The organism is Luteitalea sp. (genome assembly GCA_009377605.1).
In the GTDB taxonomy this organism is placed as follows: domain Bacteria; phylum Acidobacteriota; class Vicinamibacteria; order Vicinamibacterales; family Vicinamibacteraceae; genus WHTT01.
This window is the reverse complement of the sequence record WHTT01000020.1, coordinates 1-24,423: the sequence shown is the minus strand read 5'-3', so window position 1 is coordinate 24,423 and position 24,423 is coordinate 1. Positions and strand designations below refer to the sequence as shown.

Genomic DNA, 24,423 nt, shown 5'->3' with positions numbered 1-24,423 from the left:
GGTAGACACAGATCACGCCTCGACTTCATACACGTCCTTCGCACCTGCGGTCTCGAGCAACTGCCGCGTGGCCGTGCGATCGAATCGTGGATCCTCCGCCTCGATCGCCAGAAACATGCCGCTGCTCGTGGCGCGCTCCCGCACCGCCGGCACGTTGAAGACCGGATGGTACGGCTGCGGAAATCCGCAGAGCACGATCAGGCCAACGAAGCAGCTCAGTGCGGCAAACAGGATTGTCGTCTCGAACGTCGGCACGATGAACGCAGGCCAACTGTTGAGCGGCCGCCCGCCGGTGTTGATCGGGTAATCGATGACCGACGTCCAGTAACACAGCATGAAGCCGGCCAGCATGCCGGCGACTCCGCCGGCCAACGTGAGCGGCGAGAGCCGTCGATCGTTGTAGCCCATCGCCTCGGCCAGCCCATGGACCGGCGCAGGCGTGTAGGCGTCGATCTTGCGGAAGCCCTCCGTGTGCACGCGCCGTGCGGCCGCCAGCAGCTTGTCGACCGTCTCGAACTCCGCGATCAGGCCGTAGAGTGACGCCCCCGTCTCCGCCGCGCGCGTGGCGTCCTCAGACATGGCTGGACTCCTCTTTCGGCGTCGCCGCCGGCGACAGCGTGCGCATCTCGAAGATGGACAGCATCGGCAGCACGCGAATGAACAGATAGAAGCAGGTCAGGAACAAGCCCATCGTGCCGACAAAGATCATCCAGTCCCACACCGTGCCGTGATACATGCCCCACGAGGAGGGCAGGAAGTCTCGACTGAGGCTGGTCGGCACGATGATGAAGCGCTCGAGCCACATGCCGACGTTGACGAACATACAAATGCCGAACAGCCGAAGCGGCTTCGTGCGAAACCTCTTGAACCACAGCGCCTGCGGCGCCACGCCGTTGCAGAAGATCAGCGTCCAGTACAGGTATGCATAGGGACCCGTCCACCGGTTCGTCATCATGAACCACTCGTACGGGTTGGCGCTGTACCAAGCGAAGAACGCCTCCATCTGATAGCCGTAGAACACGATCAGCCCGGTGGCCAACATGACCTTCGCCATGTTGTCGAGGTGCCGAATGGTGACGAAGTCCTCGAAGCCGTAAATGCGCCGCAAGGGAATCATCAGCGTCAGCACCATCGCAAAGCCTGCGTAGATGGCGCCCGCAACGAAATACGGCGGAAAGATCGTCGCGTGCCAGCCCGGGATGAGGCTGGTCGCGAAGTCGAAGCTCACCACGGTGTGCACGGAGAGGACCAGCGGCGTCGAAAGGCCAGCCAAGAGGAGCGATGCGAGCTCATAGCGCTGCCAGTCGCGCGCCGACCCGCGCCAGCCCAGCGAGAGCACCCCGTAGAACAGTTGCAAGAGGCGATGCTTCGTGCGATCACGCAGAGAGGCCAGGTCTGGAATGAGGCCTGTGTACCAGAACACCAGCGAGACCGTGAAATACGTCGACACCGCGAACACGTCCCAGATGAGCGGACTGCGGAAGTTCGGCCACAGGGACATGGCGTTCGGGTATGGAAACAGCCAGTAGGCGGCAAGCCATGGGCGGCCGGTGTGCAAGATGGGGAACAGCCCTGCGCACATCACCGCGAAGATCGTCATGGCTTCGGCGGCGCGACTGATGGACATCCGCCACTTCTGGTTGAAGAGGAGCAGGATCGCCGAGATGAGCGTGCCCGCGTGGCCGATGCCAATCCACCAGACGAAGTTGATGATGGCAAAGCCCCAGCCCGCCGGTTGATTGATCCCCCACAGCCCGACGCCGCGCATCAAGAGCCAGGTCGCCCCCAACATCAGCGCCTGCAGCAACCCGAAGCCGACCGCGAAGCCGATGAACCAGCTGATCGGCGTTCGCTTGGTCAAGACCGCCGACGTGATCTTCTCGGTGATGCTGCCAAACGTATGCCCCGGCGCGATGAAGCGCGTCTCGGGGGGATCGAAGTGCTTTGCTTTCTCTAGCAAGGTTCGACCTCGTCAGCAGGTCCTCGCCTATCCATGGTGCCCCGCAGCCGGCTCTTCCTCCGGCGCCAGCTCCGGATTCGGATTCCGTACCACCGCGAGATACGTGGTCCGCGGCCGCGTGTTCAGATCCTCCAGGAGCCCGTAGTTTCGCGGCTCCTTTTTGAGCTTGGCCACGCGGCTCTCGGGATCGTTGATGTTGCCGAACGTAATGGCGCGCGTCGGGCAGGCGGACTCGCAGGCGGTGACGATCTCGCCATCGCGCACGACACGATCCTCGAGCTCTGCCTGGATCTTCCCGGCGTTGATACGCTGCACGCAATAGGTGCATTTCTCCATCACACCGCGGCTGCGCACCGTGACGTCGGGATTCCGCGCCATCTTGAGCGTCGGCGTGTTCCAGTCCGAGTAGAGATAGAAATTGAACCGCCGCACCTTGTACGGGCAGTTGTTGCTGCAGTACCGCGTGCCCACGCAGCGGTTGTAGACCATGTCGTTGAGGCCTTCGCTGCTATGCGTCGTCGCCGCCACGGGGCACACCACCTCGCAGGGCGCGTTCTCACACTGCATGCACAGCACGGGCTGCGTCTCGACCGCGTGCGGGCCGTCCGGACTGCCCTCGTAGTAGTTGTCGATCCGAATCCAGTGCATCTCGCGGCCCATGACCACCTCGTGCTTGCCGACAACGGAGATGTTGTTCTCCGCCACGCAGGCGACCACGCACGCGTTGCACCCGGTGCACGCGTTGAGGTCGATGGCCATGCCCCAGGCGTAGCCCTCGTCGTACTTCCACTCGTTACCGTGCAGCGTCTCCTCGTACGGCGGCACGTGCTCGAGGTGCTGGGCGACCGCCGGATCTCCTTGATACTGCGTCAGCGACGTGCCGCGCACGAGATTGCGCCCTTCCATCTGGAAGTGCATCTGCGTGGCCGCGAGGCGATACGACTCCCCCGTCGAGTCGATCTCCGCGCCCGTCCCGAACCAGGGCTCGTCGGCAGTGCGAATGCGATACGCGTTGTAGCCGACACCGTTCCCGACCTGGCCCGCGCGCGTGCGTCCGTATCCGAGCTGCACATTGATCGAATGATCCGGATGGCCCGGCTGCTCGCGAACCGGACCAGTGATCTCCCGCCCCTTCCATCTCACGGTCACCAACGGCGCCCACTGCTCGAGCACGTCCGGCCTTGGGAGCCCCAATCGCTCCCGCATCGCAGGGCTCATGACGACGATGTTGTCCCAAACCACTTTACTGAATGGCTTGGGGCACTCTTGCAACCAGCCGTTGTTCGCGAAGCGCCCGTCGTACACGGTTGGATCCGCGCTGAAGGTGATCTCGACGGCCGAGGTGTTCCCTGGACGTGAGGGGGGCGGCACCGGTCCGGAGGTCGTCACCTCCGCGGCCGGCAGGGCGCTCCCGACAACGAATCCGTCATGGAGCGCCTGGCGCCAGAAAGCGTCGAAGCTGGGAAAGGGCTGGCCATCGACGTTGGTGAGGCTGCCGAACCGACCCGACGGGGTCGTGACCTCCGCCTGCCAGAACGCCTTGACGATCTCCGCCCCTCCTTGCGTCGGGTTGCTCGTGAAGGCAACCACCACTTCGTGGGCCGACTTGTTGTTCTCGTAGAGCGGCGCGATGAGCGGCTGACAGATGGTCACACTCCCGTCGAAAGCCCGCAGATCACTCCACGCCTCGAGCGGGTGCGCCTCCGGCACGTGCCACCGACAGTACGGCGCCGTTTCGTCCTCGAACAGCCCCACGTGCACGGCTACCGGGACCTTCTTCAGCCGCTCCCCGAACTGGAGGTCGACGGGCGCCGTGTAGACGGGATTGACGCCGATCATGACCAGCACCTCCACCGTGCCGGCGGCCATTTCTCCGGCGAGCTCACGCAGCGCCTCGACCTGGATCTGCGGGCGCATCTCCACCGCTGCCGTGTACTCCACGGTCTGCCCCACGTTGCCGAGCGCCGCGTTCATGACGTGGGCGAGTTGGTGGACGACCGCCGGTTGATGGTCGCCGGCCACGACGACCGAGCGCCCGCGGTGCGCGGAGAGATCACGCGCCAGCGCGACGACCCATGGCTCCTCTACACCGCTCGGCAACGCCGATGCGGCCACGCCAGCGACACCGAGCGTCGCCGCGACCGCCCGCGCCACGTGCTCGACGTCCGACGCACGCACCGCCAACCGATGATCCGCCTTGGCGCCGGTGTTGGTCAGCCGGCTCTCCACGACGTACAAGCGGTTCATGTCCGTCTGGCCGTCGATCAACCGTCGCCGATCGGTGAACGCCCGCGCGTAGGCAAGGCGCCCGGGCCCCTCCTCGATGAAGTCCGCGTCGAGCGACAGGATCATGTCCGCCTGCTCGAGTCGATAGCGTGTCTCGACGTCACGGCCGAACACTGCCCGGGCACCGGCGCGAGCGTTGTCGCGCGAGACGGCGTCGTACTGCACCCACTTCGCGCCCGGCAGCGTCTTGAGCAGCTCCTCGATTTGCCTTCCGAGCGTCGGCGACGTGACGGACTCGGTCAGCAAGCGGAACCCGCTCCCCTGCGCCGCCTTCTGCGCCGCGATTGCCGTCTGCATCCGCGACACGAACACATCCCACGAGCGAATCTCACCGTATTCCTTGATGGCGCGCGATCGGTCGGGGTCGTAGAGCGTGAGGATGGAGCCCTGCGCAAAGACGTCCGTCCCGCCGCGCGTGGCCGGGTGATCCCGGTTGGGCTCGACCTTCGTGGGCCGCCCCTCGTGGCTCTCCACCAGGACGGGTGTCGCGAAGCCGCCGTGCGGCAGCGCCGTCGCGTAGAACAACGGCTTGCCGGGCACGAGCTCTTCGGGCGCATTCACATACGGAATGATCTTCTCAGCGGGCTGGCGCGTGCACGCAGTCACACCAGCAAGCGCCATCGACGCCCCCATCAACTTGAGGAACGTCCGCCGCCCTTGCGGGTCGCTCAGCTCGGCCGCCGTGGCCGGGAACTCACGCTGGAGATGCCGCCGGAACTCCTCGGTCTCAGCGAGCTCTTCGAGACTGCGCCAATACGTGGGACCGTCGGTCGAGGCGAGCCGGGCCCGGAGGGCCGATGGATCGAGGTTGGACATCGTTCTCGCTTCAAGAACTTGTTACCGATGGCACGTCGAGCAGGACGTCAGCGTCTGCGCATCCAGCACCTTGTACTCCTGCTTCAAGCGCCGACCGATCTCGAGCTGGTCGCCTTCCGGCTCGTAACCCATCACGGTGACTTGGCTGCGGGGCCGGAGATATTGCTCCGGCCGGCGGTGGCAATCCAAGCACCACTCCATCTGTAGCGAGGCCACCTGTTGCATGGCGGGCATCTCGTCGACGCGGCCATGGCAGGTCTCACAACCAACGCCTTTGTTCACGTGGATGCTGTGGTTGAAATAGACGAAGTCGGGCAAGTCGTGCACGCGAATCCACTCGATCGACTGCCCGGTCTTGAAGCTCTCGCGCACAGGCTCCAGATATGGGCTCTCCAGCCAGATCTGCGAATGGCAATTCATACAGATCTTGGTCGACGGGATGTCGGCAAATGCCGATTTCTCCACCGATGTGTGACAGTAGCGGCAGTCGAATCCCTCGCCGCCGACGTGGTGAAGATGGCTGAACTGAATCGGCTGCTGCACGTTGGCTCGGGCCGCTGTGACGAAGTCCGACCGCTGCAGAAGGAGAATCGCCCACGCCCCTAGGACGATGAGCAGCAGCAAGCCGAACAGTGAGAACCGGGCCCACGCGTTCGCACTCTTCGGAAAGATTTGGCTCATGGTCTCGTGAGCCGGCCGGCTGCCGGCAATCGTCCGGGCGTCATTCTGTCACAGGCCGCGACGTGGCACACCCACAAAGCCCGCGCACCTAGGCCTCGTCGTTCCAGAGCAAAGGAGTGAAAGCCAGCGACGTCGAAACTCCAACGCATAATGATGTGAAAAGATTCACAAGCTGTCAAATCGATGCGCTCTTGGCTTAAGATTCAGCATAGTGGCGTACTTTTCCGATCCGGATGCACGAGTCCTCGCCGACCGGCTGCAATCGCTCCAGTCGCCTGTCCGCCTCACCTTCTTCACGCAGTCCCTCGACTGCGAAAGCTGCCCTGCAACCAAGGGCATCCTCGACGGCCTGGCGGCGGCCAGCCCGTTGGTGACCGTCGACGAGCACGACCTGCTGCTCGACAAAGGACTGGCCGAGACGATGGGCATCGAGCGCGCGCCGGCCGTTGCCGTTGTTGGGGAGACCGATCCCGGAGTCCGCTTCTACGGGGCGCCGGAAGGATACGAGCTGGTGTCGCTGCTCGATGCCATCCTTGCCGTGTCCGCGAACGATTCCGGGCTCTCGGCGACGACACGGCAGCGGCTGGTTGGGCTCACCGAGGCACTCCACTTACAGGTCTTCTCGACGCCGACCTGACCTCACTGTCCCCGGGCGGTCGCCCTGGCAAACCGCCTCGCGCTCGAAAGCCCCCTCATCCGAGCGTCTTCCATTTCCGCGGTCGATTACCCGGACTTGGTGCGGCAGTATCAGGTCACAGGTGTGCCAAAGACCATCGTCAACGGCCATGGCGAGATTCTGGGAGCGCTGCCCGAGGCCCAGTATGTCGAGCAGATTCTTGCGGGTCTCGAGGCCTCTTAGCGCTCAGGTGCAGTGATGGCTGATCTCACGCGGCGAGAGTTGTTGCGCGGCGCGGCGCTTGCCGCGGCGAGCGTTTCTGTTGCGGGCCGTCCCCTAGCCCAACCTGGCCGTCGCCGCGTGGCACCGAGCGACCAGCTCGCGATCGGCATCATCGGTGCTGGCGGCCGGGGCGCGGATAATCTTGCCGGCGTGAGCAGCGAGCAAATCGTCGCGTTGTGCGATGTCGACGAGAGACAGGCGGCCAAGACGTTTGCCCGCTACCCGCAGGTCCGCCGCTACCGCGACTTCCGCCGCATGCTCGATACGGAAAAGGCGCTCGACGCGGTCGTGGTGAGCACGCCGGATCACGTCCACGCGGCCGCATCGATTGCCGCCATGCGCCGGGGACTGCACGTGTACTGCGAGAAGCCGCTGACGCGCACGATCTGGGAAGCTCGCATGATGAGAAACGTCGCGCGCGAGGCGGGTGTCGTGACGCAGATGGGAACGCAGGGGCATGCGCTCGAGGGCTCGCGGCGCGCCGTCGAGACCATTCGAGCGGGGGTCATTGGAGAGGTGACCGAGATTCACGTGTGGACCGATCGCCCGGCCGAGTGGTGGCCACAAGGCGTGGAGCGCCCCCAAGACAGGCCGCCGGTGCCGAAAGCGCTCGATTGGGACCTGTGGCTTGGACCGGCGGCGTCGCGCCCCTACCATCCCGCATATGTGCCCTTCGTGTGGCGAGGATGGTACGACTTCGGCACCGGCGCAATGGGCGATATGGGCGTGCACAACCTCGACCCCGCCTTCTGGGCCCTCGAGCTGGGCGTGCCGGTCTCGGCGCGGCTGAAGGACTCGTCGCGCCGCACGGCGGAGGGGCCGCCCGAATGGGAGATCGTCGAGCTCACCTTCCCAGCGCGCGGTCGTCGCCCCTCGGTTGCCGTGACGTTCTACTCCAGCAAGCAACAGCCCCCGCGAGATCTCTTCGACGGTGAGCCGATACCGACAAACGGCTCGCTGGTCATTGGCACCACGGGGACGCTGTTCACACGAACGTGGCATGGCGGGCAGACAGACGAGGACATGTTCCTGTTGCTGCCGCGGAAGAAGTTCGTGGACGCTGCACCGATCCCATCCACGCTCCCGCGTCCGCCGGTTCGAGGCGAGACAGGGCATCATCAGGAGTGGATTCGCGCGTGCAAGGGTGAAGGCCGGGCGCTCGCGGATTTCGCGTACGCGTCGACGCTGACGGAAGCGCTGCTGGTCGGTCTCCTGGCCGTCCGGACCGGCCGCACGATCGACTGGGACGCCGAGAACATGCGCGCGAAGGGCGTCCCAGAGGCGGACCCGCTCATCAAGCCAGACTTCCGACGAGGGTGGGAGATCTCGCCGTGACGGATCGGCGCGAGACGGGCGTCAGGGTCGGACTGATCGGGTCGCAATTCATCTCCAGCATCCACGCGGACGCCTTGCAGCGGTGCAAGCATGCTGAGCTGTTCGGGGTCGCCTCCCCCACCCCCGGCCACGCCCAGGCGTTCAGCGAACGTTACGCGATCCCACACTACGTCACCGACTATCGGGCGCTTCTCGCCATGGACGAGGTCGACATGGTCGTCATTGGCGTACCGAACGACCTCCACTGCGCGATCACACGTGACGCTGCCGCCGCCGGCAAGCACGTCGTGTGTGAAAAGCCGCTGTGCCTGAACCTGGAGGAAGCGGACCGCATGATCGACGCCTGCCGGCGAGCGAACGTCAAGCTCATGTACGCGGAGGAGCTCTGCTTCGCTCCGAAGTACGTCCGCCTGAAACAGTTGCTCGATTCCGGCGCGCTGGGCCGACCGACACTCATCAAACAGTCCGAAAAGCACGACGGTCCGCATGCTTCGCACTTCTGGGATGTGTCGCGCTCCGGCGGTGGCGTCACGATGGACATGGGATGCCACGCGATTGCGTTCTTCCGCTGGATGCTGGGCCGGCCGAAGATTGCCTCGGTATACGCGCACATGGACACGCGCGTGCACGACGAAAAGACACGCGGTGATGACAACGCGATCCTGCTGGTCGAGCTCGAAGATGGCGTGACTGGCCTCGCTGAGGAGAGCTGGACGAAGCTTGGCGGCATGGATGACCGAGCCGAAGTGCACGGCTCGCAGGGTGTGGCGTATGCCGACTTACTTCACGGCAACGCGATCGAGACGTACAGTGAGGTTGGCTACGACTACGCCGTCGAGAAAGGCGGCGAGACGGTGGGCTGGTCGTTCACCGTCTACGAGGAGGCCTGGAATTATGGCTTTCCGCAGGAAATGGCGCATTTCGTCGATTGCGTGTTGCACGACCGGCCACCGCTCGTCACCGGCGAGGATGGGCGTGCGGTCCTCGAGGCCATCTTCGCCGCCTATCAGTCCGCTGGCTCCGGCCGGAAGGTCTCGTTGCCCTTTGCCTCTCGCGCTGAGCGGCCCATCGACCTGTGGTGGACCCCCGAGCCGTGAGAAACGGGGACAGCCCCCGTTTTTCGTATATCGGAAAACGAGGGCTGTCCCCGTTTTCTCCTGTCGGTGGAATCCTGAGCCGTGAGCGCGCCAGCAATAGTGCTCCGCAACGTCACGAAGGGCTTCGGTAACACCGTGGCCGTAGACGATGTGTCGCTCGAGGTGCCGAAGGGCTCGATCTACGGCTTTATTGGCCCGAACGGTTCCGGCAAGACCACGACGCTCAGGATGATCATGCACATCCTGCTGCCGGACCGCGGCGCCATCGAGGTGCTCGGCCTATCCGACGCGCGCGCGGCACGCGATCAGGTCGGCTACCTACCCGAAGAGCGCGGGCTCTACAAGAAAATGACGGTGCGCCGGCTCTCGGACCGGGTCCGTCGCGACGATCTCTTTGCCTTCGTCGAGATACCGCCGGACACACTGACGGCCGGCAGCACCGCAGCCGTTGGCTACTACTCGAGCCAGCCCACATATCAACCACTCCCGTTGTGGCTCGAGACGACAATCAATGGCGCGGTACGCGCCCAGCGGTTCAAGGCGTTGAAAGTGGACCAAGCGGGAATGGACGCCGCGCTGCGTGAGGTCCCATTTCGTCAGCTTGGCTTGCTCGAGCGCGATGCCCAGGGTCGTATCAGGCCGGCGACTGAAGTCGACCGATTTCGGAGCTTCGGTGCGGCAATTGGACTGCCGATCCTGCTCTTCATGTTCGTGATGACCACGGCGCCTCAGTTGCTCAACGCGGTGATCGAGGAAACAATGAGCCGGATTGCGGAGGTCATGCTCGGATCCGTCACGCCCAGTGAGCTGATGTGGGGGAAGCTGCTTGCCACTGCGGGGGCGGCAATCGTGCTCGCCGTCGTGTATCTCGGTGGCGCCGCAGTGGCGCTCGGCTACCTGGGATACGGGGACATGCTCGCGCCACGAATCGTGGGCTGGTTCGCCGTCTTCCTCTTGCTCACACTGCTCATCTTCGGAGCGCTTTTCCTGGCCATTGGCGCAGCCTGCACGGATCTGCGCGACGCTCAGACGATGATGACACCGGCCATGATGATTGCCGTCATCCCGTATGTGCTCGTGTTCTCGGTGGTGCAATCGCCTGACACCACCCTCTCCGCGGGCCTTTCGTTGATCCCGTTCTTCACGCCCTTTCTCATGCTCGTGCGGCTCGCGCTCGAGCCCGGACCTCCGCTCTGGCAGCTGCTGCTCTCCGTGGTGCTCACGGTGGCCACGGCGGCTGGCGTCGTCTGGGCGGCGGGCCGGATCTTTCGTGTTGGCCTGCTCGTACAGGGTAAGTCTGCGACGTTTCGCGAGATGCTGCACTGGGTTCGGGCTGCTTGAGTTCCGAGTTCTGAGTTCTGAGTTATGAGTATCCGTCTTCGGCTCTCTTTCCTCGCCCTTGTCGTACTGGTCGCCGGCTCGATGAGCTTGGCGCAGAGCTCGCAAGCGCCGATTCAGTACCAGGTTTCCTTTCCCGAGCCGGAGCACCGTTGGATGCAGGTGGACGTGATCTTTCCCGACGTGCCTGCGGGATCCTTCGAGGTGCGCATGAGCCGCGCGTCGCCCGGACGCTACGCGGCACACGACTTCGCGAAGAACGTATTCATGGAACGTTTCACCGATGGGAGAGATGAGTCGGTGGCGGTTACACGACCGAGCCCGCATCAATGGCACGTCACGAAGCACGACGGCACGGTGAAGGTGAGCTATCGGATCTTTGGCGACCGTGTCGACGGCACGTACCTGGCCATTGACGAGACACATGCACATATCAACATGCCAGCGGCGTTCATGTGGGGGCGTGGTCTGGAAGGCCGGCCGGTCCGCATCACGTTCGTGCCACCTACCGGGAAGAACTGGCGCGCCGCCACGCAGCTCTTGCCCGCAGACGAAGCGCTCACGTTCACGGCACCCAACCTCCAGTACTTCATGGACTCACCCACCGAGCTGAGCGCCTTTACCCTCCGCGAGTTCGACGTCTCCGCGCGGCCTGGCGGTCCTGAAGTGACGATTCGGGTGGCCATGCACCATGCGGGGACAGACGAGGAGCTCGGTCGGTTCGTGAGCGACGTCCAGAAGATCGTGCGCGAACAGCGTGCGATCTTTGGTGAGCTGCCCGAGCTCGAGCCGGGTACCTACACATTCATCGCCGACTACCTACCGTACGCAAGCGGTGACGGGATGGAGCACCGAAACAGCACCATCCTCACCTCGTCTCGCGGCCTGGCCCAGGCGTACGCCGGGTTGATTGGCACCGCCTCGCACGAGCTCTTCCATGCCTGGAACGTCGAGCGGGTGAGGCCGGCGTTGCTCGAGCCGTTCGATTTCGAAGATGTCAACATCTCGGACGAGCTGTGGCTGGCCGAGGGATTCACGAACTACTACGGCAAGCTCGCCCTGATACGCACCGGTATCGTCGAGCAAGTCGAAGGCGTATCGCAGTGGGAGAGTGTAATCAACGGCGCTCTTCACAGTCCTGGAACGGCCTTTCGGTCGGCGGTCGACATGAGCCGCCTGGCGCCGCTCGTCGATCGTGCCGTCGCGACCGACCGCACGAATTGGGAGAATACGTTCTATTCGTACTACACGTTCGGCGAGGCGCTCGGCCTCGGCCTCGATCTCACGCTTCGCAGCCGGACGGACTCACGCGTGACCCTCGACGACTTCATGCGCGCGATGTGGGTCACCCACGGCAAGCCCGGCGGTCCCGAGCCCGGACTGGTCGCCAAGCCGTATACGCTGTCGGACGCTCGAGATCGATTGGCTGAAGTCAGCGGGGACGCACAGTTCGCGGCGGACTTCTTCGATCGCTACATCGAGGGCACCGAGAAGATCGACTACGCTTCCCTTCTCGAGCGCGCCGGATTCCTCCTGCAGAAGGCGGATCCGGGCCATGCGACTCTCGGCCTTCCGGAGGTCGAGCTCCGAGAGGGCAAGGTCTTCGTGAGCGCAACACCACGCGCGGGCTCGCCGGCCTATCAAGCGGGGATCGGTCGCGACGATGTGCTTCTCTCGATTGACGGCCAGGAGGTCACGGCTGCGGATCAGATGACGAATATCCTGACGGCGCGCAAGCCGGGTGACCTGGTACGCGTCGTGTACGAGAGCCGTGCCGGTCGAGTCGAGCGGTCGGTGAAGCTGGCCGAGGACCCTTGGCTAACAATCGTGCCGATCGAGCGAGAGGCGGGGACCCTCACCGAAGCGCAACGAGCATTTCGGGAGTCCTGGTTGGCAAGTAAGGCAACCGATCGATAGGCTGCGGCTTTCGCCGCCGCCGGAGCTCCTACATCTGCTGCGCCAGCGTCTTTCACGCACCGAGATCAGCGTGTTGAGTCGTAGGCAATCGAGGCTCAAGGCCGGGCACCATTTCATCCGCATGAGGTGAGACACATGAAGACTCTCCTGGCCGATGTCCGGATCGCGGTGCGGAGCTATCTCAAGACCCCGCTCGTGGTGATTGGCGTGACGGTCTCACTCGCTCTCGGCGTCGGAACGGCCGCGACCGTGCTCAACCTGGTCGATGTCCTGTTGTTCAGGCTTCCTGACGTTCCCGAGTCACACGAGCTCGTCGGCATCTATTCGCGGACGCCCGACGATGCGTATATAGGGACTTCGTTCCTGGACTTTCGCGACTTCCAGCAGCGTAGTCAGTCGCTGACGGGCCTCGCGGCGTACATCCGCGTCGCCGTGCATGTGGAGAGCACAACCGGCACGCGAGAACAGGTGCAGGCCGAAATCGTCACTGGGAACTACTTCGAGCTGCTTCGTCTTCGAGCATCGCGAGGGCGGCTGCTCATGCCCAAAGACGATGTGGTGTCTGCGCCTCCCGTGGCGGTCGTGAGCCCGGACTTCGCGCGCGAGCATTTCGGCGAAGACCTCGAGCTTGGTGACCGTTCACTACGCATCAATGGCGTTTCATTTGCGATTGCCGGTGTTGCGCCCGAAAGCTTTTCTGGTCTGACGAAGGATTGGGGGCCGGCACCTCACCTCTGGGTCCCGGTCGTCCATTTGCCGTCGGCAGTGTCTATCTTCGCAAACAGACCTTTTCTCGAAGCGCGGGAAGCCCGCTCGTTCCTCCTCGTCGGTCGTCTTCGGCCAGGAGTGGAGGCCTCGTCCGCCCAAGCTGACTTCGATCGGTGTCACTCAACAGCTCGCTCGTGAGCTACCAGACACCAACAAGCAGTGGTCTGCAACCGTGCTGCCCGCCAAGTACACACGCTTCTGGGTGGGACACCGGTCATCCGTGGAGCTGATGCTGGCGGTCATCGGCGGGCTGGTGCTCCTCGTGTGGCTCGTGGCGTGCGCAAATGCCGCGACGCTGCTGACGACGAGAATGCTGGGGCGACGCCGAGAGCTGCTCATCCGCCAGGCCCTGGGTGCTTCTCGCGCCCGTCTCGGGAAGCAACTGCTGCTCGAGGCCCTGATGCTCGCCCTGCCCAGCGCGCTTCTGGGGACCAGTTGTACGGTGCTCCTCTCCTCGGCCCTCGAGGCAGGACGAGCACTGTTTCGAATTCCCATTCGACTCGATATGGGGCTCGACGCGCGCAGCTTGACCATCGTCGCCGCGCTCACGGTCGCCAGCGCGCTGTTTCTGGTGTTAGTCAGCGCCCTCTCCGCCTTGCGCCGCGGCGATGCGTCTACTCCAATGACCGCGTTGCTCGGCGACCGCAGCGGCGAAGGCGCGGGCGTCCAGCGAGGTGCCTTCTCCCTTCGGCGCCTGCTCGTCCTCGCACAGGTCGCCGGCGCAGCGACGTTGCTGGTTGTCAGCGCCCTACTGATTCAGAGCGTGCGCCAGCTGCAGGACGTGGACGCAGGATTCGACACCAGCGCACCGGTCGCCATGACGTCGATTGATCTGTCCCTTTCAGATCGGGTGTCGGTCGACGAGCACCTGGCGCTTCGGCTGCGCCGTGGCTTGCTCGAGCAATTGCGTGCCGTCCCTGGCGTGGAGACCGTGAGCCTTGCCGACCGTCCGCCGCTCAGTATGGTGAAGTCGACGCTCACATTGGCAGCGAATGGCTCTCAGCCTGAACGTTCCGTCGCGTACACGGTTGCCAGCTCGGACTACTTCCAAACGATTGGGCTGCCGCTCATTGCTGGCCGGGGATTTCGAGAGAGCGACGCTGGCGAGCCCGTGTCAGTCGTAGTAAACGAGCTACTCGCCCAACAGCTCGCACGAGACGCTCGTCCGCTGGGGCAACCGCTCGTATTGCGCATGGGCGAGACGTTGCTGGATGCGCAGATTGTTGGCGTGGCCAAAAACGCGACAACGACGCTCCTGCGGGAGCCGCCAGCGCCGCATCTCTATGTGCCTCACACACACGTACGCAGAAATCAGCCCACCGTGCTGTTTCGTAGTGCGATGCAGCCGGGCGCTGTGGAAGGCGCCCTGCGCGACGCGCTGCGCGCGGTAGACCCACACCTCCCGGCGCCCAAGCTGACCACCCTCAGCGAGATGATCACCGGATCCATGGCGCAAGAGCGGCTCTTGGCTGTGGCAGCAGCCGGTGCTGCACTGGTAGCCATGCTGCTTGCCATGCTGGGCCTCTACGGCCTCACGACATACTTCGTGATCCAGCGGCAGCGAGAGCTGGGGATTCGTATGGCGATGGGAGCGAGCCGAGGCGACATGACGAATCTCGTTCTCGCCCAGGGCCTCGTGCCTGCGGTCGCCGGTGTGGCGGTTGGTCTGACGGTCGCGGCCGTCGCGAGCACAGCGCTCGCCAGCTTCGTCTACGGCATCGCGGTTCGTGATCCGTTCAGCTACGCCGGCGTGGCGCTGCTGCTCCTTGCTGCGACGACTGGCGCCAGCGCAGGCGCTGTTCGACGTGCATGGGCCATCGATCCGGCCGTGCTCCTCAGAACCGAATGAGCGCGCGAAGGGCGAGGGCGGAAGCTCGAGCCCATAGATCGCAAGGCTTATCGGGTCATTACTGCAATTCTCTTGACCGGAGGCGGCGGCGCCACGGAGAGTGTCGGCAAAAGAACGTGCAATGGACCGTCGACACTTCTTGCAGAATCTCGCCGCAGCTGCTGCAGCAATCAAGACGCCGGCTCCAGTGACAGCAGCCGCGCAGGTGATGGCCGCCAGTAGGACTGACGGCCCATCGCCTGTCAGCATCGATGGCCACACACTGATTTGCGAGCTCGAGCAGGGTGGCCAGAGATGGAAGGTCTACGAGGATCTACGCAGCCGCGAGGGCACCCTTACCTTCTTGTCTTCGACAGGAGCCGCCCGCGTTCTGGCCAAGAGCGCGGAGGCCACCTTCGCCGAAGAGGGTCCGCAACACCTCGGGCTGAGCATGGATCGGTACATCAGCACAACTCATTTGACTGCGAGCCCTCTTGCCACAAGAGTGAGTCGTCTTGGAGGGACTCTATGGACTAGGAATCAGGATCAAGGGATCAAGGGAGGTGCTTGATCAACGTGAGGCGTTGGCGGCACTTTTTGGACGATGCCTTCTTCCCGCACGAGCTTTTCGATGTCGTCCAGCTCCATGGGCAGGAAGTCGGTGAAGTTCTCGACGCCATCTTCTGTGACGACGACGGTGTCTTCGTAGCGTAGATAGAGATTCTCTTCGGGCACGCGGAGCTGAGGATCGACCGAGAAGACCTGGCCAGGCTTCAAGCCGTCGCGATAGCTGCCGACGTCGTGTACCGCCATCCCGACCGTATGCGAGAACACGCCGCCACCCGTGTCGACGAGGCGCCGCGCTGCCTGCTCGTAGATCGGCTTCGAGAAGGTCGTGCGCGCGAAGACCGGCTCCATCGCCTTGCGCGCCTCTTCCATGACCTGCGCGGGCGTCACACCGGGCCGGACGCGCGCCAGCACCGTCTTGTGATACTCGAGCACGAATTGCAGCAACTCGCGCTGCCACGGGGCGTAGGTTCCATTGACCGGCCAGACGCGGCCGATGTCGCTCACGTAGTAGCGATAATCGGGCGCATAGTCCATCAACACCAGGTCGCCGTCCTTCAGCGTCGCCGAGTTGCGGAAGTAATGCATGTTGTTGATATTCTCGGTGCCGCTCGCCGTGATCGATCGATAGGCTTCGAGACGCGCATCGTTGACGAGGAACACGTACCGCGCGGCGGCGTCGAGCTGGTACTCTGCGACGCCCGGCTCGGTACTGCGTATGGCTTCCATCAGACCAAGGCCGGCCAGCTGCGACGCGCGGCGGATCAAGGCGATCTCGCGGACACTCTTGATGCTGCGAAGCTCGTCGAGGATAGCGTTGAGATCCCTGACTTCCACGCGGGGATGACGGGCCCGCAAGAGCTCGACGAATCGACGTTGTCGTGAGACGCCGGCGTCCCAGAAGTCGTTGACACGCGCGAGCTCTGCGGAGATCAACTCACCCCGACTCTGTCCCGCGCCCTCGGCGGGGCTGAGCTCCGCGTAGAGGGCAACCGGTGGCGTGCCTTCCCGTCGGTTGGAGGGCGGTACGGTCCCACTTGGCCAATTGGCCGCCATGGCGTCCACCGGCTTCACATCGTCTACTCCCGTGAGCTGCCTCACGAGCTCCGCATCGTCTGCCGAGAGCACCCTGCCCTCGGCGCGCTCGAGACGTTCGTCGCGCGGTGGGAGGTAGAGCGTGACCTGCTTGGTGCGCCCGTCGAGCAGCATGTAGGCACCAGGCGTCTCGATGCCAGAGAGGTAGTAGAGCGTGTTGAACTGCCGTGGAAGGATGAATCCGTCCGTCTGCGGCATCCCCTGCACCACCGCGACGGCGCTCTCACCGATACGCTCGAACACCTTCTGCCAGCGCGCCCTGAATTCCTCTGGAGGAAAATCACTCTGGTAGTGCTGCGCCATCGTGGGATGCGCCGTAAACGCCATCACGGCCAGCATGAGCAAGCTACGAACAAGCATGCACCTTCTCCTGTTCGTCGCGCCACCGACGAAGACACGAGCTCTCATGATTGCGCTGAGTATAAGAAGTCTCGCCCCTTATGGGCACATGACTTTTCTCACTGGGCTGGCGGACGTGGCAGCACGCTTCCACAGATGGGCGCGAAGGGGAAAGGGGCCTGTCCCCTTTTCCCCCCTCACGGGCCGTGCCGATAAACTTCCCAGCCGAGATACGTAGAGAATGCATCCTCGATGGCGCCGGCAGTGGAAGCGCGCGTGGCGGCCACGTGGTGCTCGAAGCCCTGCTGGCAGACGAAGCGCAACAGGCGCTGGAAATCCGCGATCTCGATCACGCCGTAGCCGCCGAAGGTCTCGAGCCTATCTTCCGTGAAGCGCCCCTCACCCACATACGAGCTGATCGTGCCGCGGAGATCGTCTGTCGACACACGACAGTAGGTGAACGGCCCTGGTGCGATCCGGCCGACAATCGTGCCGAACGTGTTCTCCTTGCCCACGGTGCCGGCAATGATCTCCTGATAGTCCATGCGCTGGTCGCTGAAGAAAGCCTTTGGCAGATTCGAACAGTGGAAGACGACACCCTTGTTGGGATCGTCGCCGAAATTGTTGTTCCAATCGAGGAGCGCTGCTGGCTGCTGCGAGGCTGCCTGTAGGACGTACATGCCAACCAGGCCGGCGATGTCGGTCTCGCACGCGCTGGGAAGCAGCGAGCTCGACATCATGCTCATCAGCGTGCACGGCACGACGCCGTAGAACTCTTCGAGCGCGGTCCAGCACTGGATGGCGGTCGCCGTGAGCTCCTTCTCCGCCATCCAGCGATCAATGACGACGCCGAGCTTTGCCATCTTGACGAGGCTCGCTGGGGGGATTCCTTCGACACGCGTGTACGCGCGGATGCCTTCGAGCTTTTGCTGAACCGCCGCCTCCTCGTCTTCCAGTCGCCTGATCCAACCGAGCAGCTCCGAGAGATCAAGTGTCTCGACCGAAATGCCCGCGCGCTCGAACAGCTTCTCGCTGTACCGCACGGTGTTGAAGGCGGCCGGGCGTGCACCAATCGCACCAATGCGCGCACGCTTCAGTGCGCGCACGACACGGCACGTTGCGGCGAACCGCTGCAGATCCTCCCGAAAGGAGGCGTGGGTCGGCACGACGGTATGCCGGGTCGTGAGCGAGTAGCGGATGCCGTACTGGCGCAGATTGTTGCAGACCGACATCTTGCCGCAGAAGCTGTCGCGGCGGAACTGGATGCTCATCCGCTCACTGTCGTCGGCGAAGGCGTGGATGAGCACCGGCACGTCGAGCCCCGCCCAACGCAGCGTGTTGGCAACGGCCCGCTCGTCGCCGAAGTTGGGCAACGAGACCAGGACGCCGTCGATCTGGTCGCGGTGCGTCTTGAACAGCTCGGCGCAGGCACGCGCGTCCGCCAGGCTCTCGACCGCGCCAAAGGGGGTCGCTTCCGGCGTCAGCGCCACGACCCCGAGGCCTGCTCCCTCCAAAGCGGTTAGGATCTCCTGGCGGCCGGCCGAGCAGAGATGCGACGGAAAGAAGCCGCGGTTACCGACAATGACGCCGATCGTGACAGGCTCGCCCACGGCAGATGTCATCGTGCACACGCTATCACAATCGTGATCGTTCACGGTGCAGTGCAGTCAGGATTTGGGGTTCGGGATTCGGGACTCGGGAAACCGGAAACGGGAAAGAGGAAACGGGCTTGCCTCGCCGTAGCTCGCCGGAGGCAAGCGAAGGCGGGTGATGGGCCGATTAGCAGAATCCATTTGACGGTGCTGGGTAGCGATTCGTAAGGTCCTTCGGGATTCACGATTCGGGAATCAGGGAACAAGGAAGAGGAGAGGAAGTGCAAGGTGTTTACTCGGTTCTGCCGACCCCGTTCTCGCGAAGCGCCGACATCGACGAGGCATCACTGCGCCGCGTTGTCGATCTGGCGCTCGCCGCCGGTGTGGATGGGCTCACCGCGCTGGGCGTGACGAGCGAGGTTGCACGGTTTTCGGAGGCCGAGCGCCATCTGGCAACTGACATCGTCATGGCGCAGGTCGATGGGCGCGTTCCCATCGTCGTTGGCACGACTGCCGATGGGATGCGCAGCTGCATCGAGTACAGCCGCGCGGCCAAAGCGGCGGGGGCCGCGGCTGTGATGGTCAGCCCGCCGCGGATGCCGAAGCTCAACTCTGACGCGGTCGTGCGTCATTACGTGGCTTTGGCCGAAGCGGTGGACATCCCGATCGTTGTCCAGGACTATCCACCCATCTCGGGCTACGCCATGGAACCGTGGTTGCTGGCGCGGATCACCGAGGAAGTCCCAGCGGTACGAGCAATCAAGCTCGAGGATCCGCCGACACCCGTCAAAATCACCCGCATCCTGGAGCGGACGGGGGAGGGACGTGTGGCAATCTTCGGTGGGCTCGGCGGCGTCTTTCTGCTCGAGGAGCTGCTGGCAGGATCGGCGGGCGCGATGACCGGGTTTGCGTACCCGGAATCGCTCGTGGAAATCGTCCGGCTCTATCGGGCAGGCGATGTCGACACGGCGGCCGACGTGTTCTATCGCTTCGTTCCGCTGATGCGCTTCGAGTTCCAAGAAGGTATCGGAATGGCAATTCGCAAGGAGATCCTGCGCCGGCGAGGTGCCATTGCCGACGCGGCGACGCGGGCGCCCGGCGCTCAACTCGATTCCACCACCCTGGTCGCCCTCGATCGCCTGTTGCGATGGACGGCGGCCCAGGAAGGAGCCTCATGGATCTCGGCTTGAAGGGTAAGGTTGCGATGGTCGGCGGCGCGAGCCGCGGGCTCGGACTGGCGGTCGCTCGGGCTCTGCTTCAGGAAGGAGCACACGTCTCGATTGCCTCGCGGCGCTCGAAGGCCATCTGCGAAGCTGCGCACAGGCTCGAAGCGGAGACCGGGGCGGACGCCGTGCTTCCCGTCGAGGCGGATCTTCGATCGGGCCCGGCCATCACGGCATGGCACGACGCCACGGTTCGTCGCTTCGGCGGCGTCGACCTGCTGTTTGCAAACGGGGGCGGCCCGCCGTCGGGCACGGCCCTCGGCGTCGACGATGAGGCGTGGCAGATGGCATTCGAGCTCCTGCTCTTGAGCGCCGTCCGCCTGGTGCGGGTGACCGTGCCCACCATGGTCTCGCGTGGGGGAGGCAGCATCGTCTTGTCGACATCGTCGGCCGTGAAGGAGCCGATTCCCAATCTGGCGCTATCCAATGTCGTGCGCGCGTCCGTGGCGGCGCTGGCCAAGACGCTGTCCAATGAGCTTGCGCCGCAAGGCATCCGCGTGAATCATTTGCTTCCAGGGCGCATTGAAACCGACCGCGTCCGCGAGCTCGACGAGACGCGCAGCCGCGAGGCGAACATCTCGGCCGAGGAGCAACGGGCCCGCAGCGAGCGGGCCATCCCACTTGCACGCTACGGCGCCCCGGAGGAGTTTGCTCTGGCTGCCGTGTTTCTCTTGTCGAACGCGTCGGCCTATACGACCGGCGCCTCGTTACAGGTCGATGGTGGAATGATTCGGGGTGTGTTGTAGGTCCTTGGTTCTTGGTCCTTGGTGCTTGGTGCTTGGTGCGGGCGACGAGCCTCAGGGCTGTCGTCGAAACGCCTGGCGCCGACCGGTACCGATGCTGCACCAACGGCGCAGGCGCACCAAGGACCAAGGACCAAGCACCTGAACTGGAGGTTTCGATGGCTCGACGTCGGCGCGCGCAATGGGTGCTCCTCTGGGGATTTCTTGCAGTCACGTCATGGCTGCTGCAGACCAGCACCAAGGCACAAGACCAAGACGGCTCTGCGAGCACGACTGCCAAGCATGCCGCACAGTACAAGCGGCTGCTGATCCGCAACGCCATGGTCATCTACGGAAGCGGCAAGCCGCCTTTTGGTCCGGTCAACATCCACATCGAGGATGGGCTCATCACGCGCATCCAGTCGTCCAACCCGACCGATCGCCGAGAGGATGATGAGAAGCCGCCCCCGCAGCCGGATGCCATCATCGATGCCACGGGCAAGTACGTCATGCCTGGCATGGTCAACACGCACATGCACTGGCACGAGGAGCGCAAGAAGGGCATCCCGATGCCCATTCAGTACGAGCGCAACCTCTACTTGGCGTCCGGCACCACGACCGCGCGCGAGGTTGGCGGCGACTACGACAAGTCCAAGAAGTGGCGTGCCGAATCGGCGGCCCATCGAATCGTCGCGCCGCGGATCCTCGTCTACGAACGTCCGTCGATGGGCAAGCTGCGGACTCCCGACGAGATCCGGGCAGGGGTCCGCAAGGTCAAGGAGACCGGTGGCGACGGCTTGAAGATTGGCGGCCTCGACCGGGACCAGCTCGAGCCGTTGCTGGACGAGGCCGAGAAGGTGGGCCTGCGGACAACGACGCACATCGGTGTGGAAGAGACCACGGCTCGAGACTATGTGGAGCTGGGCGTCGATTGCATCGAGCATTTCTACGGCGTCGCGGACGCCGCGCTCGACGGCATCCAAGACTTCCCGCCCGAGACGAACTATACCAACGAGCTCCATCGCTTCGGCCGGGCCGGTGAGCTCTACATCCAGCGCAACCTCGATCGGAAGAAGCTCTCCGAGCTGCTCGACCTCATGGTCGAGCAGGGCGTCGCCTGGAGCCCGACGATGTCGACTTATGAAGCGTCGCGCGATCTGCTCAAGGCCCAGAATCTGCCCTGGTACGAGGACTATCTCCACCCCTCGCTCGCGGAGTACTACAAGCCCAGTCTTCAGCGTCACGCCACGTACTGGCTCGGCTGGACCAACACGCAAGAGACCCGATGGAGGCAGACGTATCGGGTGTGGATGGACGCGTTGCGTGAGTTTGGCGTCAAGGGCGGCGTCATCACGACGGGTGACGATGCCGGCTATCTGTACGGATCTCTCTACGGGTTTGGGATGATCCGCGAGCTCGAGCTCCACGAGGAGGCGGGCTTCCATCCGCTCGAGGTGATCACGCATGCGACCGCCAACGGCGCGAAGGTCGTCGGGCTCGAGGACCGGATCGGCCGTGTGCGGGTCGGCTTCGTTGCCGATCTCTTGGTGGTCAACGGGAACCCGCTCGAGAACCTGCGCCTCCTGAATCCGTACGGCACCGACGTGATGATGGTTGGCGACAAGGTGGTCAACAACTATTCGGCAGTCAATCCTGGCGACACCTCTGTACAGAACGCGCATGGTGGCGGCATCGAGTGGACGCTCAAGGACGGCATCCCCTATCACGTGCCCGCTCTGATGGAAGAAATCAAAGAGATGGTCGAGGAGGGGCGCGCCAGCTTGGCGAAACAGAAGTCTGAGACCAGTCAGTAGCGCAGGCCTTTAGGCCTGCCCGTGTACGGCTGGGGACATGGACTGGCAGGCCGGAAGGCCTGCGCTACGTGTATCTTCCAGAGAAACGGAGGTCGCCGTGGGGGTGGTGCGCTCGCTCCGATCTGTCATTCTCCTGTCGGTCGCGATCATGGCGCCTGCGCTCGCGGGTGCCCAGGGCACGCTTGCCGATTACGAGAGGGCGACGAGTCTTCGCGAGAGATACGAGGCGGCCGCTGAGAACATCGCGGGACCGGCGCGCTGGATCGACGACACGAATCGATTCTGGTACCGCAAGTCCGTCAAAGGCGGGCACCAGTTCGTGATGGTCGACGCCGCGACGCTGGAGAAGCAGCCTGCCTTCGACCACGAGAAGATTGCGGCCGCGCTCGCGAGGGCCACTGGCGAGCCACAGAAAGCCTTCGATCTGCCGTCTCGCGGCATCGACTTCGCCGCCAAGGGAGAGCGCCTCGAGCTGAGAATCGACGGCGAGCGGTGGGAATGCAACCTCTCCGACTACACCTGCCAGAGATCGGAAAGGACGGGGCTGTTCGACCGAGAGCAAGCACCGCCGCCCTGTAGCCAGTCCGCTCGGAGTGACGAGCCAACGGCATCGCCCGATGGCAAATGGGAAGCGTTCATCGACAACTACAACGTTGCGATTCGCGCAACCGGCTCCACCGACGTCGTGCATCTCAGTTTGGACGGGTCGGAAGGCAACTGCTACGTGCTGACGTCGCTCGAGTGGTCACTCGATTCGACGAAGCTGGCTGCCTACCGGCTGAAGCCGGGCCACCGCCGTCTCGTGCACTACATCGAATCGTCTCCGGACGACCAGCTGCAGCCCAAGCACTCCACTCGCTTCTACCCGAAGCCAGGCGACGTGATCGACGTCGAACAGCCAGTGCTGTTCCACGTCGACTCCCGCGAATCCGCCTCCGCTTCGCTTCGGCGAGATAAACAGATCATCGTCGATAACAAGCTATTTCCCAATGCCTTCGGTCTGTCAGAGCTGGAGTGGCGAGAAGACAGCTCCGCCGTCACCTTCGAGTACAACGAGCGCGGTCACCAACTCTACCGCGTGATCGAAGTCGACGCGAAGACGGGCAAGGTCCACGCAGTTGTCTCGGAAGAGAGCAAGACCTTCTTTTCCTATTCCGGCAAGAAGTTTCGCCACGACGTCGATGACGGAAAAGAGATCGTCTGGATGTCGGAACGGGACGGTTGGAATCACCTATATTTGTACGATGGCGCGACAGGTACCGTGAAGAACCAGATCACGAAGGGCCCTTGGGTGGTGCGAGACGTCTCCAAGGTTGACGAGGAGAGGCGCCAGATCTGGTTCAGCGCCAGCGGAATGTATGAGGGTCAGGATCCGTACTTCCTGCACTATTACCGGATCAATTTCGACGGCTCCGGGCTCTTGGAGCTCACCGAAGCGGAGGCCAACCACCAAGTCAGCCTGTCGCCTGACGGCACTCTCTACGTGGACACGTATTCACGGGTCGATCTCGCCCCGGTGATGGAGCTGCGCCGCGCCAGTGATGGCTCGCTCGTCAAGGAGATCGAGCGGGGCGACCTCACCGCCCTGAAGCAGGCCGGCTGGCGCCCGCCGGAGGTATTCACGGCGCTGGGGCGCGACGGCAGGACGGACATCTGGGGAGTCATCTACCGGCCGACCAACTTCAATCCAGCGAACGAGTACCCAGTTATCGAGAACATGTACGCTGGACCGCAGGACTCGTTCGTTCCCAAGTCCTTCAGCCCGTACAGCCCGATGCAGGCGCAAGCGGAGCTGGGCTTCATCGTCGTGCAGATCGATGGCATGGGCACGTCGAATCGCTCGAAGGCCTTTCACGATGTGACCTGGAAGAACCTGAAGGACGCAGGATTTGCCGATCGGATTCTCTGGCACAAGGCCCTGGCGGCCAAGGATCCTTCGTACGACATCAGCCGCGTCGGGATCTACGGCAACTCGGCCGGTGGTCAGAGCGCACTGGGAGCGCTCCTCTTTCATCCCGATTTCTACAAAGTCGCAGTGTCGAGCGCCGGATCTCACGACAACCGCATGGACAAGATCTGGTGGAACGAGCAGTGGAGGCGCCGCTCGGAAACTAGACCAGTCCGCCGCTCGGAAAGTGATCCACCTG

At 63.8% G+C, this 24,423-nt stretch carries 18 protein-coding genes; 12 read left to right on the top strand and 6 right to left on the bottom strand.

Going from position 1 to position 24,423, the window contains the following annotated elements; translation table 11 throughout:
- Positions 1 to 12 precede the first annotated feature (12 nt).
- From GEV06_08780 to GEV06_08765, 4 genes are read right to left on the bottom strand one after another with little or no spacing between them, the layout of a single operon-like run.
- Entirely contained in the window at positions 13 to 579 is a 567-nt protein-coding gene (locus GEV06_08780) for a DUF3341 domain-containing protein (GenBank protein ID MPZ17992.1), read from the bottom strand.
- Positions 572 to 1,960 carry a hydrogenase gene (locus tag GEV06_08775; protein ID MPZ17991.1) on the bottom strand — a complete coding sequence of 463 codons (1,389 nt, stop codon included), beginning with the start codon at positions 1,958 to 1,960 and terminating at the stop codon, positions 572 to 574. Before GEV06_08775 ends, GEV06_08780 begins: the two co-directional genes overlap by 8 nt.
- Before the next feature lie 27 nt (positions 1,961 to 1,987).
- On the bottom strand, positions 1,988 to 5,062 hold the full coding sequence (locus tag GEV06_08770; GenBank protein MPZ17990.1) for a 4Fe-4S dicluster domain-containing protein: 3,075 nt from the start codon (positions 5,060 to 5,062) through the stop codon (positions 1,988 to 1,990).
- Between the two features lie 21 nt (positions 5,063 to 5,083).
- Complete coding sequence (locus GEV06_08765) at positions 5,084 to 5,743, bottom strand: cytochrome C (GenBank protein ID MPZ17989.1); 660 nt, start codon at positions 5,741 to 5,743, stop codon at positions 5,084 to 5,086.
- Positions 5,744 to 5,954: 211 nt separating this feature from the next.
- Between GEV06_08765 and GEV06_08760 the strand changes: the two genes are divergently transcribed.
- The 8 genes from GEV06_08760 to GEV06_08725 all read left to right on the top strand — a co-directional run bounded on the left by GEV06_08760 (position 5,955) and on the right by GEV06_08725 (position 14,945).
- Positions 5,955 to 6,380, top strand: coding sequence for a hypothetical protein (locus GEV06_08760; GenBank protein MPZ17988.1), 426 nt, complete (start codon positions 5,955 to 5,957; stop codon positions 6,378 to 6,380).
- A gap of 24 nt (positions 6,381 to 6,404) precedes the next feature.
- Positions 6,405 to 6,602: a hypothetical protein gene (locus GEV06_08755; GenBank protein ID MPZ17987.1), complete on the top strand. Its 198-nt coding sequence runs from the start codon at positions 6,405 to 6,407 to the stop codon at positions 6,600 to 6,602.
- A 15-nt stretch (positions 6,603 to 6,617) separates the two neighbouring features.
- On the top strand, positions 6,618 to 7,976 hold the full coding sequence (locus GEV06_08750) for a hypothetical protein (GenBank protein ID MPZ17986.1): 1,359 nt from the start codon (positions 6,618 to 6,620) through the stop codon (positions 7,974 to 7,976).
- Positions 7,958 to 9,073, top strand: coding sequence for a gfo/Idh/MocA family oxidoreductase (locus tag GEV06_08745; protein MPZ17985.1), 1,116 nt, complete (start codon positions 7,958 to 7,960; stop codon positions 9,071 to 9,073). The genes GEV06_08750 and GEV06_08745 overlap by 19 nt, the downstream gene beginning before the upstream one ends.
- Before the next feature lie 81 nt (positions 9,074 to 9,154).
- The gene (locus GEV06_08740; protein ID MPZ17984.1) at positions 9,155 to 10,414 is read left to right on the top strand and encodes an ATP-binding cassette domain-containing protein; all 1,260 of its coding nucleotides are present in this window, start codon (positions 9,155 to 9,157) and stop codon (positions 10,412 to 10,414) included.
- A 24-nt stretch (positions 10,415 to 10,438) separates the two neighbouring features.
- Positions 10,439 to 12,328, top strand: a complete 1,890-nt coding sequence (locus tag GEV06_08735; GenBank protein ID MPZ17983.1) for a PDZ domain-containing protein — start codon at positions 10,439 to 10,441, stop codon at positions 12,326 to 12,328.
- A 135-nt stretch (positions 12,329 to 12,463) separates the two neighbouring features.
- Positions 12,464 to 13,234 (top strand): hypothetical protein, encoded by a 771-nt coding sequence (locus GEV06_08730; protein MPZ17982.1) that lies wholly within the window; start codon positions 12,464 to 12,466, stop codon positions 13,232 to 13,234.
- Between the two features lie 34 nt (positions 13,235 to 13,268).
- Positions 13,269 to 14,945 carry an FtsX-like permease family protein gene (locus GEV06_08725; protein ID MPZ17981.1) on the top strand — a complete coding sequence of 559 codons (1,677 nt, stop codon included), beginning with the start codon at positions 13,269 to 13,271 and terminating at the stop codon, positions 14,943 to 14,945.
- Between the two features lie 525 nt (positions 14,946 to 15,470).
- On the opposite strand, the gene GEV06_08720 is transcribed toward GEV06_08725, so the two are convergent.
- Together GEV06_08720 and GEV06_08715 are read right to left on the bottom strand one after the other, a co-directional pair.
- Complete coding sequence (locus tag GEV06_08720; GenBank protein ID MPZ17980.1) at positions 15,471 to 16,994, bottom strand: M24 family metallopeptidase; 1,524 nt, start codon at positions 16,992 to 16,994, stop codon at positions 15,471 to 15,473.
- 128 nt (positions 16,995 to 17,122) lie between these two features.
- Positions 17,123 to 18,547, bottom strand: coding sequence for a fucose isomerase (locus GEV06_08715; GenBank protein MPZ17979.1), 1,425 nt, complete (start codon positions 18,545 to 18,547; stop codon positions 17,123 to 17,125).
- A gap of 209 nt (positions 18,548 to 18,756) precedes the next feature.
- Between GEV06_08715 and GEV06_08710 the strand changes: the two genes are divergently transcribed.
- From GEV06_08710 to GEV06_08695, 4 genes are all read left to right on the top strand, one after another.
- Positions 18,757 to 19,707 (top strand): dihydrodipicolinate synthase family protein, encoded by a 951-nt coding sequence (locus GEV06_08710; GenBank protein MPZ17978.1) that lies wholly within the window; start codon positions 18,757 to 18,759, stop codon positions 19,705 to 19,707.
- Positions 19,692 to 20,486, top strand: a complete 795-nt coding sequence (locus GEV06_08705; GenBank protein ID MPZ17977.1) for an SDR family oxidoreductase — start codon at positions 19,692 to 19,694, stop codon at positions 20,484 to 20,486. The genes GEV06_08710 and GEV06_08705 overlap by 16 nt, the downstream gene beginning before the upstream one ends.
- A 155-nt stretch (positions 20,487 to 20,641) precedes the next feature.
- Positions 20,642 to 22,276 carry an amidohydrolase family protein gene (locus GEV06_08700; protein ID MPZ17976.1) on the top strand — a complete coding sequence of 545 codons (1,635 nt, stop codon included), beginning with the start codon at positions 20,642 to 20,644 and terminating at the stop codon, positions 22,274 to 22,276.
- A gap of 37 nt (positions 22,277 to 22,313) precedes the next feature.
- Positions 22,314 to 24,423, top strand: a 2,110-nt coding sequence (locus GEV06_08695) for a prolyl oligopeptidase family serine peptidase (GenBank protein ID MPZ17975.1), incomplete at its 3' end; no start/stop codon positions are given.